Consider the following 17,533-nt stretch of genomic DNA (forward strand, 5'->3'; position numbering starts at 1 on the left):
ACGCCAGGTCATACTTTAATGTACCATAAATGATGAGTATAACGAAGTATAGCGTTTGTAAATTGACTTAAGTGCACAAGTCACATGATTCTGTTCTAGTCCACGTACATATTAGACTGAAAAAACATCTTGTAAATTTAGCTTTGCATCTATTGCGAAAGATTAATCTTTGTTAGGAAGAGATGAAGTGAGTTGAGAGTTTTTTCAATAACGCAGAGATTCAAAAATCCAACCTCAACATCTCTTGATTCACAAGGTAACAACACCCTCCCTCCTTGCTCTTTCCTTTTTTTCTCCCTATAGTTAAGCCAAAGCCTAAATTATATATCAAAATACATGCTGATTTATCATCTAAATGCAACACCTCCTACAAAGGCAACCTATGCGCATTCACCTACCGTGCTTTCTGGGCAACACTCCCAAGGTCAAGAACAAGTGGATTTGGGTCTACAAGAAGGATGTGAGGCTCTCGTTGGTGCAGCTGCTGCAGCGGCTTCATCTGCGTTAGATGCTTTAACAGTTTCGTTTGAAGGCTTTTTACAACCGCATGACGATAGGATGACACAGGGATTACGTCTATTGGAAAATGTTTTACCTTTTATAAGGTCTCCACAAAGTGAGGCAACAGCACCTTCTGCTATGGCCATGCTATTTTCTAAAGCAGAGTACTGTAAATTGGTCTATTGGTCTTTATTCTATGCAAAAAGGCATAAAAGATTTGATAAGTTTTTAGAAGGCCTGACATTAAAAGAATTAACAGTCTTGCTCCAGACTTTCACTCAACACTCAACAGATGGAATGAAAAGAGAGTTTAAAGATAGTCTTGTGAGAGACCTTCCCTTCTTCTGGGCTCGTAAAGAGGGTTCATCCTCAGCTTTTTTTGCTACACAAGATAATTTTATTGATATCAATACCCTAACAAAAGATGATCCCGTGGTGCGCAAGATGCAAATGATCTTAGCTCATAAGTTTCCTGGTGATGCGTTGTATGTTCATAGGGAGCATCTTGAAGAAGTGGCGCAAAAGTTTTGTCAAAAATATACAGATGACTATAAAACACTTGGTGAGATTGACTGGACTAAAAATGATCCAAACCAACATGATAGAGTATTTGGTTTAAAACCAAACTCTTATATCCTTGTAACTCCACAAGCTCTCCAAGATCACAAAGTTGAAATTGAAACTGTGTCTAAAGAATGTCCCGATGTAACATTTACTATACACTGTAAAAATAAAGTTTTAATGCAAGGATTTGACCTTCCTGCAACAGACTCAACATTTGTATTAACAGGGAATGTGAAGGAGATAGGTATACTTGCTTTCGAAAATAAAACACTTGGGTCTAAGTTAGATTTATCGAATGTGAAGACGATAGAAAAAGGGGTATTTTTAGGAGCGACCTTCAAGAAAGGGTTAAAACTAGCAGATGGTGTTGTGATAGAAGAACGCGTATTTGAACGAGCAACATTTGAAGAGGATGTGGATTTATCGAATGTGAAGACGATAAAAAGATTGTCATTTCAATACGCACAATTCAAGAAAGGATTAAAATTCGCAAAAGGCACAACGATAGATGAATATGCTTTTCTAAATGCGACGTTTCCGGATAATCATCTTGATCAAACACATCTTAAATTCACTGATGTTACAATACATCATAAAGCGTTTGGTGATTTACCAGAAGGTAAAGTTATTAAACTTGTGTTTAAAGACGCAATTCTCAAGTTTACAAAAGATGGAATGAGGCAAATCACAACTTTAACACCAGCCCCTTTAGAGGAAAATGCTAATTTCTCAAATAAAACATTTGAGGTGGTCTTAGACTTATCAACATGGAGAAATTCCAAAATAAGGCAAGGCACTTTTACGGGATCTACTTTTCACAAACTTTTGATACTTCCTTTTGGTGTTGTTATAGAGCAAGGGGCGTTTCATGGGGCTCGCTTTTCAGATGATCAAGACTCGGTTTCTCAGGCGCTTGGATCTAGCGGTAGCAGTTTTGTACAGCGTGTGTTTAGGAGCATTAAATTCGCAAAAAATACAAAGGTAGAGCAAGGCGCTTTCGAAGGTGTAAAATACTTCCCAGATATAGTAGAACAAACGCACTTAAATGTTTCTGATGTTACAATACATCATAAAGCGTTTGGTGATTTACCAGAAGGTAAAGTCATTAAACTTGTGTTTAAAGACGCAATTCTCGAGTTTACAAAAGATGGAATGAAGCGAATTACAAAAGATTAATCTTTGTTAGGAAGGGATGAAGTGAGTTGAGAGTTTTCTCAATAGCGCAGAGATTCAAAAATCCAACTTCAACATTTCTTGATTCATCATAAATTTTACCTCTGCCTTGATATAAACAATTCCTTTGTGTCGCTGTCATTGGATATATGATAATCCACCACCACCTGGCGGATTATCCATCACAGCATGGTGCATTTTCGCAAATATCATGCCACATATTTCTAAAATTCCCACAGTTTTAATTGCAACATTTTCGCTTTTGATGTTAAATAAAATATCATGCAAAAAACCAAAATAAATGACAGCACAAAAGATCGCGACCGTGTCGCAAACGTTTGAAAATAAAAGCAATGACCTGATTTTTGATATCATAGAAAAAGAGCGTCAGCGTCAACAAAATCACATTGAATTGATTGCGTCTGAAAACTACGTTTCAGAAAATGTTATGAGAGCAGCTGGCTCAATTCTCACCAACAAATATGCAGAGGGATATCCAGGACGTAGATATTACGGTGGTTGTGAATTTGTAGATGAGATTGAAACTTTAGCGATTGAGCGTTTGAAAAAACTTTTCAACGTAAAATATGTCAATGTGCAACCACACTCTGGCTCTAATGCTAACGTAGGTGCATTTTTTGCTTTGATTAATCCAGGTGACACAATTATGGGCTTGAAGTTAGACAGTGGTGGGCACTTAACACATGGTCATAAAATGAACATCGCAGGATCTTGGTTTAATGCGGTCAGTTATGGTGTAGACCCTGATACACATTTGATTGATTATGATGATGTGTTGAAATCTGCACAACAACACAAACCAAAAATTATCATTGCAGGTGGTTCAGCATATCCACGCAATATCGATTTTGCAAAATTCAGAGAAATTGCAGATAAAGTTGGTGCATATTTTATGGCTGATATTGCACACATTGCTGGATTAATTGCTACAGGTGCACACTCTTCCCCTGTTCCGTATGCGGATGTTATTACATCAACAACACATAAAACATTGCGTGGTACGCGTGGTGGAATTGTGATGAGCAACAATGAAGAGATCATGAAAAAAGTGAATCGTGCAATTTTCCCTGGTATGCAAGGCGGGCCATTGATGCATATTATTGCGGCAAAAGCTGTTGGTTTTGGAGAAAACTTGCAACCTGAATTTAAAACATACATTAATCAAGTTGTAGCAAATACCAAAGCATTTGGTGAACGCTTGCAGCATCATGGATTTGATTTGATCACAGGTGGAACAGATACACACTTGTTGTTGTTGGATCTTCGCAGCAAAGGTATTACAGGACATGATGCATCTGATTTGTTAGAGCGTATGAACATTGCTTGCAACAAAAACACCATCCCGAATGATCCAAATCCACCTATGGTGACATCTGGTATTCGTGTTGGAACGCCTGCAATGACAACACTTGGCTTTAAAGAGCGTGAGTTTGAAATATTGGCAGATTTGATGCATGAAGCGATTGATTTGAAGAAAGATATTCGTGAGGGTGTGAAGAGTTTATTGGCTTAATCGTCATCACGAACCTGCATCTAAATTTCGTCATCACGAGGGACGTGCAACTTATCGTCATCACGAATCCGCCGTAGCTTTAGCGAAGGCGAGATGTGGTGATCCATATGGATGGCCACGACCCTAAAGGGTCTCGCCATGACGAGGTTCTGTGCATAACGTCATCATGAGGCGCGTATAATTTACCGTCATCACGAGGGACGAAGTCCCGTGGTGATCCATCATGGATTGCCACACTCTCTTCGAGAGCTCGCAATGACGGAAGTGCGTCATCACGAGGTTTGCGAAGCAAACCGTGGTGATCCATCAAAATCCACATATAGACATATACAAATCCACCCAATTCGGATTCATGCTTTCAATAAGCTGAATCTTTTTCTTTCTAGATCCTTTCTTAATTTGCTTTTCTCTTAAAATTGCAAACTCCATTTCATGATGTAACTCATAAAATACAAGAAACTTACACGCATATTTCTGTGTAAATCCAGAGCATAATTTATTTCTATGTTCATATATCCTTTTAACTAAGTTTGATGTAACACCTGTATATAAAGTTCCATATTTTTTACTTGCTACAATATAAACGCAAGGATATTTTTCATATGACATGTTTTATTTCATGGTTACATGGAGAGGGTTAATAATTGATTAATGGATCACCACGGGACTTCGTCCCTCGTGATGACGGCCTGTGGAACAACGTCATTGCGAGCTCTCGAAGAGAGTGTGGCAATCCATGATGGATCACCACGGGACTTCGTCCCTCGTGATGACGTAATATATTACGCTCCTCGTGATGACGATAAATTACACGTCCCTCGTGATGACGGTAAATTATACACCCCCTCGTGATGACGGCATAAACTATGCAGGCGTATACCCCGGCGTAACAGCCTCAACAGACTTAACCTCAGGCACATAGTGTTGGAGTAATCGTTCGATCCCACCTTTAAGCGTCACAAAAGCGCTTGGGCAGCCAGAGCAAGCGCCCAACATGCGCACATACACAACACCATCTCTGAATGACTCTAACGAAATATCCCCGCCATCTTGCTGAACAAATGGGCGTACACGCGTATTGATAACTTCTTTGATTTGTTTTTCCACGCCCAAATCTTTGTCTGTTGGTTCTTTGATTTTAGTCTCTGACACAATAAAGAATGGTTTTTTGTCTTTGATATAGCGCTCGATAATTTCCAACGTTTGACGCTTCAAATCATCCCACTCATATTGGGGTGTCTTTGTCACTGTAATGAAATCTCTACCCAAAAACACACCTTGAATACCTTGGATTGCTAAAACCTCTTTAGCAAAAGGAGAGGTTAAGCATGCATCACCCATGATAAAAAATGTGCGACTTGGTTCCATACCTAGAGGGTAAATGCTTGCAGATTCTGGCATAAATTTTATGCTGAGTGGGTTGGGGGTCTCGCAAACATTGATTTTCATGGTGTTAGTTTATTTTTTTGTCACTATTATCATGCCAGAGTCTAGGAGGGTTGTACAGAATTGTCATGGCGAGGAGCTGAGATCCGTGGCTATCCCTCCGTCTTCGCATCTCGTCATAGCCCTTTGGGCGACGGCGGATAGTTACGACGAGATTGGTCGAGTCGGAGCGTGCGGAGTGGATGTCTTGCCGAAACTCAAAGAGCGTAGGCGGGCTACCTCCATGGATCACCACGGGACTATGTCCCTCGTGATGACGATAAGTTGCACGTCCCTCGTGATGACGTAATGTATTATGTCCCTCGTGATGACGGTCTGCAAAACACCGTCATGGCGAGACCCTTTTAGGGTCGTGGCCTCTATATGGATCAACACGGGACTTCGCTCCTCGTGATGACGATAAATTATACATGCCTCGTGATGACGATATTCTCTACCTCCACCTTGCTTTTCCCCCATAAACTTGCTACAAAATAAGAGAGTGTCTCCATCGTCTAGCCTGGCCTAGGACACCACCCTTTCAAGGTGAAAACACGGGTTCGAATCCCGTTGGAGATGCCATCTTATTTGGCGAAGTAGCTCAGTTGGTTAGAGCAACGGAATCATAATCCGTGTGTCGGGGGTTCGAGTCCCTCCTTCGCTACCAACTATTTTGATCATATTTTCTCTGATTATCTTATGCTAGCTATGCGAGAAACCTTATATCATAAACAGATTTTCTTTAGGGGCAGCATACTTTATGCTGTTTGTATATTTTAATTAATCGTGCAAAAATCCCATATCATTACTCCAATACAGTCTATGAATGTTTGTTCAATGGATCTTTTGCCAAGAAATTATTGATACAATAAACCCTAAAGAAATGGTGATTAAAAAAACAAACGCTTTTCGATTATGAAATTCTTGAAATTAAAACTGATGAAAATGATCTAAATAATGGAAGTTACATTATCATCAAAAAAGGTAACCGTGTCGTTACAACAATCAAAAACAGCTGGCATGTTCACATAGATTTCTTAGGCTATATAAAATTTGTAGGCGACACAACTGAACGCCCCTATTTATGTTTAACACTTTACTCAGGGGGAAATGGACCGAGCAATGGCTACATTATTTATGAGCTTACACCAGAATTAAAAAGAGTATTTCATGTGCAAGATTGCTTAGAGGACGCTGAAATAATACATAAAAATGAGGGTGCGTTAGTTGAAACAAGAGAACGCTTATACTCAAAATCTGGGTTTATCTGTGAAGCGGCCTGTCCACGTATATCTGCCTTTTATAAAAAATCAGCAGACAGTAGCTTTAAACCTGCTTTTGAATATCTTAATCTTTTTGATAACCCTCTAAAAAGCTGGGGAATTATAAAAATTATAAATAAAGAAAATATTTTAGATTATGCATCAAAGACAAAAATCGATTTCAAACAAAACGCACAAGGTGGATCGCAGCTGGAAGTGCTTGCTATGCCTACAGTTCAAGAAAATCTACGCATCACTATTAATTTAATTATTAATGGCGAAATAGATTTGGCAGAAAAGTTTGTTGAAGCCTCTTGGGGAGGGGATGAAAAAACAAAGGATTATTTTAAAACTGTAGTTATGGAATATATAGAATCTTATAGTTTATGGAAAGATCTCAAAGCAAAAGGATATAAAGAGCCTTGGATAAACTGAACGCAACTTCTCCGTATTGAAGCAATTCCATTTTCATTATATAATGTAGGTATAAGATCTGCCTCATTAAACATGTCATTCCGGGATGGAGATATTTCGTCATGGCGAGCGGAGCGTAGCCATCCATCCGTCTTCGCAATTTTGCCTTTGGCAAAATTTAGCTTCGACGAGATTTATCAAGTCGAAGCGTGCGGAGCGAATGTCTCGCCGAAGCTCAAAGAGCGTAGGTGGACCCTTATGTGGATCACCGCGTCGCTATGCGCCTCGTGATGACGTAACACCTTGCCTCATGATGATGACACCACAAAATGAAGGAGGCAGCGCTCTTGTTCTTATCTCTTTTTGCATTTTCCAGCACTCAATCTTATCCAGCAACGTCTGAACTTACACTTGATGATGGTGTTGTGATTGAGAAGATCTCTCAAAATGGCTCTAATAATCTTAACGTGCACATTAAAGATATTGTCATTCTTACATTGGAAGGCAACTACGCCAACACGTATCTTTCAAATCTTGATGCTGCGTTAAGTCGCAACGGTCTTACGAGAAAAGACCTAACAGAAAAAGTGCAAGAATTTAAGCGTAGTGAAATGTGTCAACTCGTTTACCATGATCCAACAGTGTCACCAACAAAAACTAACACTGTTAAAACAAAAGTTGGTTTCCCATATTTTGTGGATTATAGTGCAGAAGAATTGCAAGTTACGCAGGGACCGCGCGTGCCTTTCTCTATTCAATCATCTTCCAACATATCTTATGACGACAGAACACACTATCGCATTTATCTACCAGAAGGGCGCATCAAAGGTGTGGTGTTTGATATTTATGGTGGCGGATTGGACCGTTTTTATTATCCTATTTATGTTGCATCATCTGATGTTCCCGCCTCTAAAGAATATAATACTATCACATTGTACAAACGGTTTTTCCGTGGCTTTCTTAAGCGCGGCATTGCTGTTGTAACACTGAGACTTGCTGATTGTCGCGTGCAAATTCGAGATCCGTTTAATACGTATTATTCTGATGATCCTTTTGTGGTTCAAAAAGGCAATCGTTTAGCGTTAAAACATCAGGCATTTTATATTGGTGAAATGAGCTTAATCAAACGTGAAATCAAGAATTTTCTCAATTATTTTCCTGATATCTGTCCACAAGCTAAGGGCGTGCCTAAGATTTTTATCGGCATGAGTTTTGGGGGATTGGTTGGACAATTTATCGTGCAAGACAAAACCAGTGAAAATTGGTTTGATCATTATATCTTTTTGCACACACCAACTTATGAATTCAAGGGCATTGTAGGTGATACAATTTACGATATTTTGGAACAACAAAGTTACTTAGAGCACAAAGTATTTTTTATTTTTGGCGCTCTTGATAATCGTATCCAAGGTGGACATGATACATCCTTTATGCAGCGTGTACGCAATAAGAATTTGGTGAAAGTTCAATATTTGCAAGGTGTTGGACATCATTTGCCTTATGATCCACGTAGTTTGATTGATGATATTGTGAGATTTTGTGGGTTGGGGTAATGCATGCAGGAAGGCAGTGTACGCATAAAAGTTCGCTGGCGTTTCGCGTATTGAATCGTAAGTGTTTGGATTTTTAAACACATCTCATCATATGTCATCTCACCATTAAGATATGCCACAATTTCTTTCACGCCAATCACTTTTGTAATAGGAAGTTCTAGGAGATTTGGGTAACGTTTTAATAAATCTGCAACTTCATCAATCGCACCACTTTCGAGCATTTGATGTGTGCGGGCGCGGATGCGTTGGTTTAACTCTTCTTTATTCATGTTGATAACTGTTATTGCGGGTGCCACAGCTCCGTCATTGCGAGCATTCGCAAGAACGCGTGGCAATCTATTATGGATCACCACGTCGCTTCGCGCCTCGTGATGACGTAATATATTACGCTCCTCGTGATGACGCGCTTCCGTCATAGCGAGCGAAGCGTGGTCATCCATTGGATCACCACGGGACTTCGTCCCTCGTGATGACGTTGTACCGTGAGCCTCTCGTGATGACGTTGTATCGTGCACTCCTTGTGATGCAAAAGCGCCGCTTCGCCAATCTCTTATCGACTTCCCCGTTGCCAATTTCACAGCCAGCGCGCGCATTAATTTATGTGTGTTGTTACGATGTACATGATTCAAAATTTCCGGATCATGTTTGAGGATTTCTTGATACACTGCGTCTTTATCTAATCCACGTACATAATCCTCTATGTTTTTAGGTATATCTGGTATTTCTGAAAGCCCCCCTTGGAGAAAGGTCTTGATGTAGAAGGCTGTACCGCCTGTGAGTATGTAGTCGTCATGGCGAGCGCGCCGTAGCTTTAACGAAGGCGGTGTGGCCATCCATTCTGAATCACCACGGGATTGCGTCCCTCGTGATGACGTTAGATCGTGCGCTCCTCGTGATGACAACTCTGCATTTAGTATCTCATTCACTAAATTCAACCATCGTGCTACATTCATTTTTTCATATGGCTCCAAAATACCAAACAAATAATGTGGCACACCCTCCGTTTCAAGTGGACGGGCAGTTAGCGTTGGCAAATCCTTATACAGCTGCAATGCATCCGCATTAATAATACACGCGCCTAGCTCCTTAGCCTTTTTCAAAGCCAGATCTGTCTTTCCGGATGCAGTTGGGCCTGTGATAATCAAGAGCTTATTTTTTCTGTTTGTGTGCATTCATAAGATTGTCTAACGTTTCATTTGCTTTTTGAATTTTTTTTCGCAGTTTGTCTAATTGCGCTGTCTTAGTGATATCATAGTCTGCACTCATCCTTTGACCATTTTGTTTCTTTTTCGATTCTTTAGACTCTCTTTTTTGTAATTCTTCACTTAAATCGGCTTCTTGCCTTTGCAGCTCCCAAGATAATTTGATTAGAGCGAAAGACTGTTTTTCAAATCTAGTTTGCGCTTCTTGTTGCGTTGGCCAAATAAAATAAAAATACAAATTGTATCGGATAAAATTTTATAGTCTCATTCTAGCACATTTAAGGGTGCGCAGTATCACACCAAACTACTCAAGGATGTTCCTGAACCAGAAGCTTCCTTCTTTGCCAAAGGGCTTTTCCACATGTTCCGTATCCCCAGATATTTTTGAATAGCAGCGCCAATCCCCAAAGATGCAGCAAAGGCTACAAACCAAGATAGTGTTGTATACTTTGAAGCTTTCTGTAAGGCGAGGTCAAGGATTTTGCCAATGTATTTAATCAACATACTGATAAATACAATCAAAATGATGGGGCATATTTTCCAAAATACAAATTGATAACACTTTGACATTACAATGCTCTTAAAACAATTGGTAACAAGAGTGGCGCAAACACCATGAAGAAGATGCTTGCAAGAATCCCATTTGTTGTAGGTACTTTCCACATATTGCGTACACATCCATAGTTTTGAATCATATATCCCACAGCTACTTGCACAACAAACCGCACCAAAAACTGCGCCCACTTAGGAATGAAAGTGCGTGTTTCAGGGAGATATTTTAAAATGACATGTGTGAAAATTCCACCAATCACAACAAGCACAATTGCAGGAAACACACCTGCAACAAGCGCATTACATGGATCTTGACCTTCTAGAGCTGGACAACATGCACAACCTTGCTCTGTCATGATATTACGTGCTTAGCTTTCTAAGTTCATTCTACCATAAAATTTTGAATGGGTCATCATTTATAGATCACCACGTCGCTGCGCTCCTCGTGATGACGCGCTTCCGTCATGGCGAGCGAAGCGTGGCCATCCATTGGATCGCCACACCTTGTTTCACAAGGTTCGTGATGGCGAGACTTTTTTATCCCTTGCGAGGGTAGGTCAAAAGTAGCATCCTAACCCAACCTATAGTAGCATTCAGTAGATAGGTATCATTCATCCCTTCTATGCTCAAAGAGTTTTCCGCACTGTTAAATCAAATCAAAAAATCTTTGTTTTATATCATTCTTCCTGATGTGTTTTATTCCACAGCCATTTTGTTGCTCATTTCATTTAGTGCGATTTATGCATACTCTTCTTATTCAACAATTTTACTCTCCATTGGGTTAGCGTTTTTCATCGTCTTAATTACAACGCTTTCTAAGTTGATGGTGTATTCAAGTTACTCTTTCGAGCGTGAGTTGAACCTCATCGATATTATCAACAAATCCCTAGGCAAGGAAATATGCGTCGCATTAAGTGCATTACTTCTTGTGTCTGAAGTTTTGAGTATCGTTTTGGGGTTTCGGATTTTTAAAATTCTGTTATCAGATTTGTTGAATCAATATTATTTAAAATTGTTTTTTCCAGTTGTAATTATCGGATTAAATGTGTGTGCCATTATTTTCAATAAATATAAAAACACGATTCATTTTTTTACACTGGGGCTGTTTATTGTCAGCATTGCTATGATTGCTAAAGCGCATTACCCAACATCTGATGCGTATGAATCTTTTACTGTTTTGGCGCATCAAAAGTTTTCGTTTTGGACAACGTTTGCTTTGTTTTTCCCTGTTGTGACAAACTTCACAATTGAATTTTCTAAGAGTGCATTTGAAAGCATGGCTATTTTTAAAAAAACGATTTATCGCAAGGTTTTAGAAACAGTTATTTCTTTGGCACTTGTTGGATTTTTATGCATCCTTTTTTTGAATTTCTATTCGGCCTATGTTCCGAAAGCTTTTGCTGTGAGTCATTCTTTAGCAATTGTTAAAAATACACCCTATCCTATTTTTATTTTTATGTATCTGTTTTCTGTTATTACGATTAATCAATATACCAGCTTAAAGAATGCGACGAGAATTATTGTGGATGTGATTTCATTAAACTCTGGGCGTTTATGGGTTGCAAGTTTTGCCCAATCTTACAAAAAACTCATTATTCCTTTGTTGATTGTTTTTCTGACACTGTTTGTGACATATTCTATTGATTATTTCTTACCTATTTTTGCCACAGTTTATCTCATCAATTTTGGGTGCATCAATTTAATTGCTTTGATCAATCTTACGATTAATAAACCTATTTGGCGCCCTGTTTTCCGTATTCCAGCGTTGTTGCCATTAATGTGTAGCATCTTTTGTTTTATTGGGATTTTCTTGATTAATGCGGGGTTAGGATTTTCGATTATCCTGATTATGTTGGGATTATATTTTGTGATGAGTCAGATTAGCTATAAAAAAGACTCGCATGATTTACGCTCGAATTTTAAATTTTATTTGATGAAGCAATTGATGAATCAATTGTCTGAATCTGAAACAAATCAAAGCTCATGGGTGCCACAATTTTTGATTATTAATGAAAGTCTTCAAGATGATAAAAATATGATTTACTTTATTGATACATTGGCAAAATCCGGAGGCTTATGTTCACTTCTAACCGTTGCGCCAGAGACATGGCAAAACAAAGAAAAACTTTTATATCTTAAATCCTCCATGAAGAGTTTTATCAAAAAACATGAGCTCAATTGTTTGGCAGAAATTGTGACACCTGAAGAAGATGAGGATTTGTTATCGTATATACAAGCTTATGGCATAGGGCCAATAAAACCGAACACGGTGGTGAGATTAATTGAAGGTGATAAGCTGAGCAAACTGGACTATAAAATCGTACAAGTTTGCCAAAAACGTCAGAAGAATGTTTTGTTTTATAAAGAACCTGCAGCGTCAGAGTTTTCTCTGGATGATCCAGATTTAAACATCAGCTTATGGTGGGATTCTAAAGCGCGTGATAGTATCGATTTGAGTTTGAATTTCTTATCAACCATTCAAAACACGTGTCAGGATTTTAATCGTAAAGTGAAGTTTTATCATTTCAGCGAATCCAAAGAAAGTGCTGAAGCGGTTGAAACATATCTTGAGAATTTTATACGTGTGAATCGTATTAAAGCAGATATTGAAGTGGTCGTTGTAAAGCGTATGTCAGATGCGCCACAGTTTTTGCAAAATTCTGATTTGGTGTTTGTGCCATTACGTGCTGCAAAAACAGACGAGTCAGATGCAGATTATCAAAAGTATCTTTTGGGTGCTGTCAAATCAACAGCAGAGTTGAAGCGGTGTATCTATGTGATTGCGTTGGATGATGTGAATCATTATGAGAATTATGAGGCACAACACACACCATCATCCTGAGAATTATATTCTATTATCCTGCGAATTTATACCCCGTCATCCTGAGCCGAAGGCGAAGGATCGTATCTCACCTGTCTCAAGAAGCTCCTTCATTCGCTTTGCTCATTCAGGATGACGACGGGTTTTGTAACCTGCTTCACCCCATCTTTTGTAAATTCAAGTATCACATCCTCAAACTCAATTGTGATTTTCGTCTTTGGTGTACCAAAAGCTTTAGGATCTATCGTAACATCAGTTGATTTAAGATGCTTTTGATTTAGATAATCATCTGGAAAGATGGCGTCTTTAAAAGCCTCTGCTTGTATCGTAAGACTCGTGCCAAATTTTAACCCCTTCTCGAAGTTTGGCTGGAAAAATACCCTTTCTCCTATCGTCTTCACATTCGATAAATTCACATCTTCTTTAAATGTTGTTTGCACAAATGCGTATTTTTTCAACACAACATCATCTGCCAGTTTTAATCCTTTCTTGAAGACTGATCTCACAAACACCTCGCTTCCTATCGTCTTGACATTCGATAAGTCCACATCCTCTTTAAATGTTGTTTGCCCAAATACCGACACTTCCAACACAACATCATCTGCCAGTTTTAATCCTTTCTTGAGGACTGATCTCATAAACGCCCCCCTTCTTATCCTCTTCACATTCGATAAATCTACGTCTTCTTCAAATGTTGTTTCCGCAAATACGTCCTCTTCCAACACAACATCATCTGCCAGTTTTAATCCTTTCTTGAGGACTGATCCCATAAACGCCCCCCTTCCTATCCTCTTCACATATGATAAATCCACCTTAGACCCAAGTGTTTTGTCTTTAAAAGCGTGTTCACCTATCTCTTTCACATTTCCTGCGAATATGAATGTTAAATCTGACTCAGGAAGATGAGATCCTTGCGTTAAAACTTCATCTTGAATGTGAACAAGAATGTTAATATCTTCACAGGTTCTCAGAAGTTCTTCAAGCTTCTTAATGTTTTCTGCTGTTAACTCTGTGGGTTGCACAATAAGATACCTTACACCTTCTAGACCAAACCTATTGACACCTGCTGCTTGGTTTTCGTCTTGGTTCCACTCAATCTCAGAAAAAGCTTTATATTCTTTATGTGACTTACAAAATCCTTTTGCATAGTCTTCTAACACATTTTGTTCTGTATAAGCTTGTTCCTTGATATACAGTTCATACTCTGAGAATTTTGTAGATAAGATCACTTGCATTCTTTGTACATAAGGACTTTGAGACTTTACTTTAGACATAGGCACAAGATGTGTTTGATCTTTATGTTGTTGTAGAATAGAATCAAAGCTTCCGCCTTTATGAACCCATGCATAAGGAAGGTTTAAGTATTGAGATAGTGTTTGATCTTTTTGACCTGCAAGTATGGAGAGAATTTTATGCATATCTTGTAATGCATCTATGTGGTTGCGTGTACCTTCTTTGACCAAGTTAAAATCAAACGTATTATCAATCAAATGATACAGTCCGTTTTGATGAAAAAGAACAGCTAATGGATAAGATGTTACACCCCTGCTCATACTCATAGCGCGCCAGAGGATTGTATCAGTTGAGCCTACATTCTTTAGAGGAGGAATAGCTGAAGCGTGCACAGTTTGATCTACTATGGCAGGTTGTGTAGTTAGAGAGGTTGGTACACTAGAGGCATAGAGGTGATAGAAAAGCATAGGATTCATTGTATGTTTTGTGTCTGAGAATATTATAGGTTGAGGATGTGGGGGGAGGCAAGGAAATGGGGTTGTATTTATAAATTATGAGGTGCAAGTGCGTTCTTGAGGATATCGTCATCACGAGGGACGAAGTCCCGTGGTGATCAATCCTCGTCGTAGCTAAATTTTGCTTCTAGCAAAATTGCGAAGACGGATGGATGGCTACGCATTCTAACGAACGCTCGCCATGACGGGCGTGCTTGAACCCACCATACCCTTTCTCCTAAAATAAGGCAAACCTGCGCACATCACACGCCTGTGATCATAAGAATCATCCTTTTCTTCCTCATCATCATGTTGGATATCACTGTCAGCATTTATGTGCCAAAAATGGCGAAGAATTTGCTAGAAGCTTCGGTGCAAAATGCCATCATTTGGGGTGTGGTTTGGTATAGTGCGTTGATGTTGATTCATCAAAGCATCAAGTATTTTTTAGATCTTACATCATTTCCTATCATTAATACGATGATTCAAAAAACCCAATTCTACCTATGCAAAAAATGGCACTCGGGTCAGTCCTCCATTAAAGAAGGTGAGTTGCTTTCATTTATCCGACGCATCGGCTTAGGGTTTCGCATGTTTTATCGCCATGGTGTGTTGAATTTTCTCCCTGCTTTATATCGTTTGATTATCACAGGCGTGGTGTTTTATGAGTTAGATTTTTTGGATGGCACGACATATATGTTGTGTTTGATTATGATCACCCTACCCTTTTTCTGGTTAACTGTGTACCTCAAAACACGTGAGGACGGGTGGCAAACAACAGATAGAACAGGTGTTATGATCCATGAGTTTTTGCATCAAAAAAACTGGAATTCATTGTATCAAGAAAAGCTTGAGGATTATCTCAATGATCAACTGAAAAGAGAAAACAAAAAGTGGCAAGTGAGCAACGTTGCTAAGAACATTTTCTTCTTAAAAAAAGAGTTATGTATTGCAGTTGTGATTGTTCTTGTTTTCACAAATGCGTTGTTGATGAAAGATTTTAAAGCAAGTGATTTTGTATTTATCCAAACGCATTTCACCAACATGATGGTCTCATTCTCTTTGTTTTTTACAGCCCTTATTTATATCTCGGAATTCTTTATTGATTTCAAAAAGATTATTCAGTTTTTAAGACTGAAAGATGAAACACCTTATATTTTATTTGGCGATGATATTGTGGTGCGCAAACTGACTTTTGGATACTATGGAGCTGAAACACCTGTGTTTGATGATTTTGATTTGTTGATCAAAGAAGGGGAGAAGGTTTTATTAAAAGGCCCAAATGGTGCAGGAAAATCTACTTTAATTAAAATACTTTCTGGAGAGCTTGTGCCCAGCATTGGAATTTTGCAACGACCAGATAAATTTATTGTGATTGAGCAAGAGCCTATTTTGTTGAGTGAAACATTGCGCTTTCATTTAACCTTTGCGCTTGAGTCTGCGCCATCTGATGCAACATTAAAGAATACCTTGAAAAAAGTTTATTTGAATATGTCGTTGGATAAAATGCTGAGCAAAGAATTATCTGTTGGGGAAAAAATCAAAGTACTTATTGCGCGGGCGTTATTAGAAAAACCGGATGCGATTGTTTTAGATGAATCTTTGCGCTCTTTACCCAAAGATCAGGCTGCAGATATTCTGCAATTGTTGTTTGATAAAGTGAAAACTGTGATTGTGATTTCTCATGATATTGAGGAGAAAGATTTTGACCGGGTGATTGATTTGGGTCGTTGACCCGTCATCATGAGGAGCTTTATCATTGCGTCATCACGAGGAGCGTAGCGACGTGGTGATCCATATGGATGGCCACGACCCTAAAGGGTCTCGCCATGACGCCCTCAGAGTTGTCATCACGAACCTTGCGCAGCAAGGTGTGGTGATTCACCATAGATTGCCACGCATTCTGACGAATGCTCGCAATGACGGCGGCTCGTTATCAAGAGGAGCGCATAAATCTCGTCATCACGAGGAGCGTAGCGACGTGGTGACCCATATGGATGGCCACGTTCCGCTGGTCATGACGGTACTCTGCGATTTCAAATTTTATGATATACTATAACTAGCGATAAATACTCAAAAAATTATGCTACGCTCCTCTACCGGTAAACTTATTCTAGCAGCAGCCGTTTCCTGTGCGTTGCCATTATTGGTGTTGGGAGCCTCTTATGCAACTGATGTCCCAGAAGTAGAATCGTGCAAATCGCTTGTTATAAAAGATATAAATGGTAAACTGTATTATTTTGATGATATGTCATTTGACACATGGACAGTTTTGGATTTGAAGAATCACATAAAAACATATTATCCAGACTTGAATATGTTTGTTTTGACGCGACAAGATAAAATCTTGGAAAACGGTCAATCTTTAAGGGATATTCCCATAGAGGAAATTCGCATTACACCTTCCATGATGATTCATATGAATTATTTTAGGAAGTTATGGGTGCCTCAAGCGAAATTTGAGAATGCTTTGACTGTAGAGGTGCCTATGCATTGGACCTTTGCGAAATTTAAAGACTATATAGCTGCTGAAAGATTTGGTCGCATCTCTTCAAATAATTTGATTACATATTATGCTAATAGTTCAAGTGTATGTGAAGATTGTGCTGTGTTGGCGGATTTATGCGAGGGAGATTCACGAATGGTGGAGTTGTCGATGGAGGTGGTGGTTTAGTCGTCGTGATAGTATCATATGATACTATCGTAGACACTCCGTCATACGAGGACGAAGTCCCTTACTGCCTTTTAATGACGTTGCTCTGTGCATAACGTCATCACGAACCTTGCGACGCAAGGTGTGGTGAT

Annotated in this window: 15 protein-coding genes and 2 tRNA genes; 9 read left to right on the forward strand and 8 right to left on the reverse strand. The window is 39.1% G+C overall.

Going from position 1 to position 17,533, the window contains the following annotated elements; all coding sequences use genetic code 11:
- Positions 1-336 precede the first annotated feature (336 nt).
- Complete coding sequence (locus tag H6850_01690) at positions 337-2,241, forward strand: leucine-rich repeat protein (protein ID USO02682.1); 1,905 nt, start codon at positions 337-339, stop codon at positions 2,239-2,241.
- 135 nt (positions 2,242-2,376) lie between these two features.
- On the opposite strand, the gene H6850_01695 is transcribed toward H6850_01690, so the two are convergent.
- On the reverse strand, positions 2,377-2,526 hold the full coding sequence (locus H6850_01695; GenBank protein USO02683.1) for a hypothetical protein: 150 nt from the start codon (positions 2,524-2,526) through the stop codon (positions 2,377-2,379).
- 13 nt (positions 2,527-2,539) lie between these two features.
- Between H6850_01695 and H6850_01700 the strand changes: the two genes are divergently transcribed.
- Entirely contained in the window at positions 2,540-3,772 is a 1,233-nt protein-coding gene (locus H6850_01700) for a serine hydroxymethyltransferase (protein ID USO02684.1), read from the forward strand.
- A gap of 306 nt (positions 3,773-4,078) precedes the next feature.
- On the opposite strand, the gene H6850_01705 is transcribed toward H6850_01700, so the two are convergent.
- Together H6850_01705 and H6850_01710 are read right to left on the reverse strand one after the other, a co-directional pair.
- Complete coding sequence (locus tag H6850_01705) at positions 4,079-4,381, reverse strand: GIY-YIG nuclease family protein (protein USO02685.1); 303 nt, start codon at positions 4,379-4,381, stop codon at positions 4,079-4,081.
- Positions 4,382-4,636: 255 nt separating this feature from the next.
- On the reverse strand, positions 4,637-5,221 hold the full coding sequence (locus H6850_01710; GenBank protein ID USO02686.1) for a NifU family protein: 585 nt from the start codon (positions 5,219-5,221) through the stop codon (positions 4,637-4,639).
- A 480-nt stretch (positions 5,222-5,701) separates the two neighbouring features.
- Between H6850_01710 and H6850_01715 the strand changes: the two genes are divergently transcribed.
- From H6850_01715 to H6850_01730, 4 genes are all read left to right on the forward strand, one after another.
- A tRNA-Glu gene (locus H6850_01715) sits at positions 5,702-5,779 on the forward strand.
- A gap of 8 nt (positions 5,780-5,787) precedes the next feature.
- Positions 5,788-5,864, forward strand: a tRNA-Met gene (locus H6850_01720).
- A 505-nt stretch (positions 5,865-6,369) separates the two neighbouring features.
- Entirely contained in the window at positions 6,370-6,894 is a 525-nt protein-coding gene (locus H6850_01725) for a hypothetical protein (protein ID USO02687.1), read from the forward strand.
- A 326-nt stretch (positions 6,895-7,220) separates the two neighbouring features.
- Positions 7,221-8,426, forward strand: coding sequence for a hypothetical protein (locus tag H6850_01730; GenBank protein ID USO02688.1), 1,206 nt, complete (start codon positions 7,221-7,223; stop codon positions 8,424-8,426).
- Here the strand turns inward: H6850_01730 and H6850_01735 are convergent.
- The 4 genes from H6850_01735 to H6850_01750 are packed head-to-tail and all read right to left on the reverse strand — an operon-like array spanning position 8,372 to position 10,536.
- Entirely contained in the window at positions 8,372-9,598 is a 1,227-nt protein-coding gene (locus H6850_01735; protein USO02689.1) for a hypothetical protein, read from the reverse strand. The genes H6850_01730 and H6850_01735 overlap by 55 nt on opposite strands.
- Positions 9,576-9,866, reverse strand: a complete 291-nt coding sequence (locus H6850_01740) for a hypothetical protein (protein USO02690.1) — start codon at positions 9,864-9,866, stop codon at positions 9,576-9,578. The genes H6850_01735 and H6850_01740 overlap by 23 nt, the downstream gene beginning before the upstream one ends.
- 56 nt (positions 9,867-9,922) lie before the next feature.
- Entirely contained in the window at positions 9,923-10,198 is a 276-nt protein-coding gene (locus H6850_01745; protein ID USO02691.1) for a hypothetical protein, read from the reverse strand.
- On the reverse strand, positions 10,198-10,536 hold the full coding sequence (locus H6850_01750; protein ID USO02692.1) for a hypothetical protein: 339 nt from the start codon (positions 10,534-10,536) through the stop codon (positions 10,198-10,200). The genes H6850_01745 and H6850_01750 overlap by 1 nt, the downstream gene beginning before the upstream one ends.
- A 266-nt stretch (positions 10,537-10,802) precedes the next feature.
- Between H6850_01750 and H6850_01755 the strand changes: the two genes are divergently transcribed.
- On the forward strand, positions 10,803-13,022 hold the full coding sequence (locus H6850_01755; GenBank protein USO02693.1) for a hypothetical protein: 2,220 nt from the start codon (positions 10,803-10,805) through the stop codon (positions 13,020-13,022).
- Between the two features lie 89 nt (positions 13,023-13,111).
- Here the strand turns inward: H6850_01755 and H6850_01760 are convergent, their stop codons facing one another.
- Positions 13,112-14,701: a leucine-rich repeat protein gene (locus H6850_01760; GenBank protein USO02694.1), complete on the reverse strand. Its 1,590-nt coding sequence runs from the start codon at positions 14,699-14,701 to the stop codon at positions 13,112-13,114.
- A 336-nt stretch (positions 14,702-15,037) separates the two neighbouring features.
- Here H6850_01760 and H6850_01765 point away from each other — a divergent pair, with 336 nt between their 5' ends.
- Together H6850_01765 and H6850_01770 are read left to right on the forward strand one after the other, a co-directional pair.
- A complete protein-coding gene (locus H6850_01765; GenBank protein ID USO02695.1) occupies positions 15,038-16,462 on the forward strand; it encodes an ABC transporter ATP-binding protein/permease in 1,425 nt (474 codons plus the stop codon).
- Positions 16,463-16,811: 349 nt separating this feature from the next.
- Complete coding sequence (locus H6850_01770) at positions 16,812-17,402, forward strand: hypothetical protein (GenBank protein USO02696.1); 591 nt, start codon at positions 16,812-16,814, stop codon at positions 17,400-17,402.
- The last annotated feature ends 131 nt before the right edge of the window (positions 17,403-17,533 follow it).

The sequence above is a fragment of the Alphaproteobacteria bacterium genome, from assembly GCA_023898745.1.
In the GTDB taxonomy this organism is placed as follows: Bacteria; Pseudomonadota; Alphaproteobacteria.

Coding starts and splice junctions, on each gene's coding strand:
- H6850_01750 (USO02692.1), bottom strand. CDS start 10,536: ATGACAGAGCAAGGTTGTGCATGTTGTCCAGCTCTAGAAGGTCAAGAT.
- H6850_01760 (USO02694.1), bottom strand. CDS start 14,701: ATGCTTTTCTATCACCTCTATGCCTCTAGTGTACCAACCTCTCTAACT.
- H6850_01770 (USO02696.1), top strand. CDS start 16,812: ATGCTACGCTCCTCTACCGGTAAACTTATTCTAGCAGCAGCCGTTTCC.
- H6850_01690 (USO02682.1), top strand. CDS start 337: ATGCTGATTTATCATCTAAATGCAACACCTCCTACAAAGGCAACCTAT.
- H6850_01735 (USO02689.1), bottom strand. CDS start 9,598: ATGCACACAAACAGAAAAAATAAGCTCTTGATTATCACAGGCCCAACT.
- H6850_01765 (USO02695.1), top strand. CDS start 15,038: ATGTTGGATATCACTGTCAGCATTTATGTGCCAAAAATGGCGAAGAAT.
- H6850_01700 (USO02684.1), top strand. CDS start 2,540: ATGACAGCACAAAAGATCGCGACCGTGTCGCAAACGTTTGAAAATAAA.
- H6850_01745 (USO02691.1), bottom strand. CDS start 10,198: ATGTCAAAGTGTTATCAATTTGTATTTTGGAAAATATGCCCCATCATT.
- H6850_01755 (USO02693.1), top strand. CDS start 10,803: ATGCTCAAAGAGTTTTCCGCACTGTTAAATCAAATCAAAAAATCTTTG.
- H6850_01705 (USO02685.1), bottom strand. CDS start 4,381: ATGTCATATGAAAAATATCCTTGCGTTTATATTGTAGCAAGTAAAAAA.
- H6850_01710 (USO02686.1), bottom strand. CDS start 5,221: ATGAAAATCAATGTTTGCGAGACCCCCAACCCACTCAGCATAAAATTT.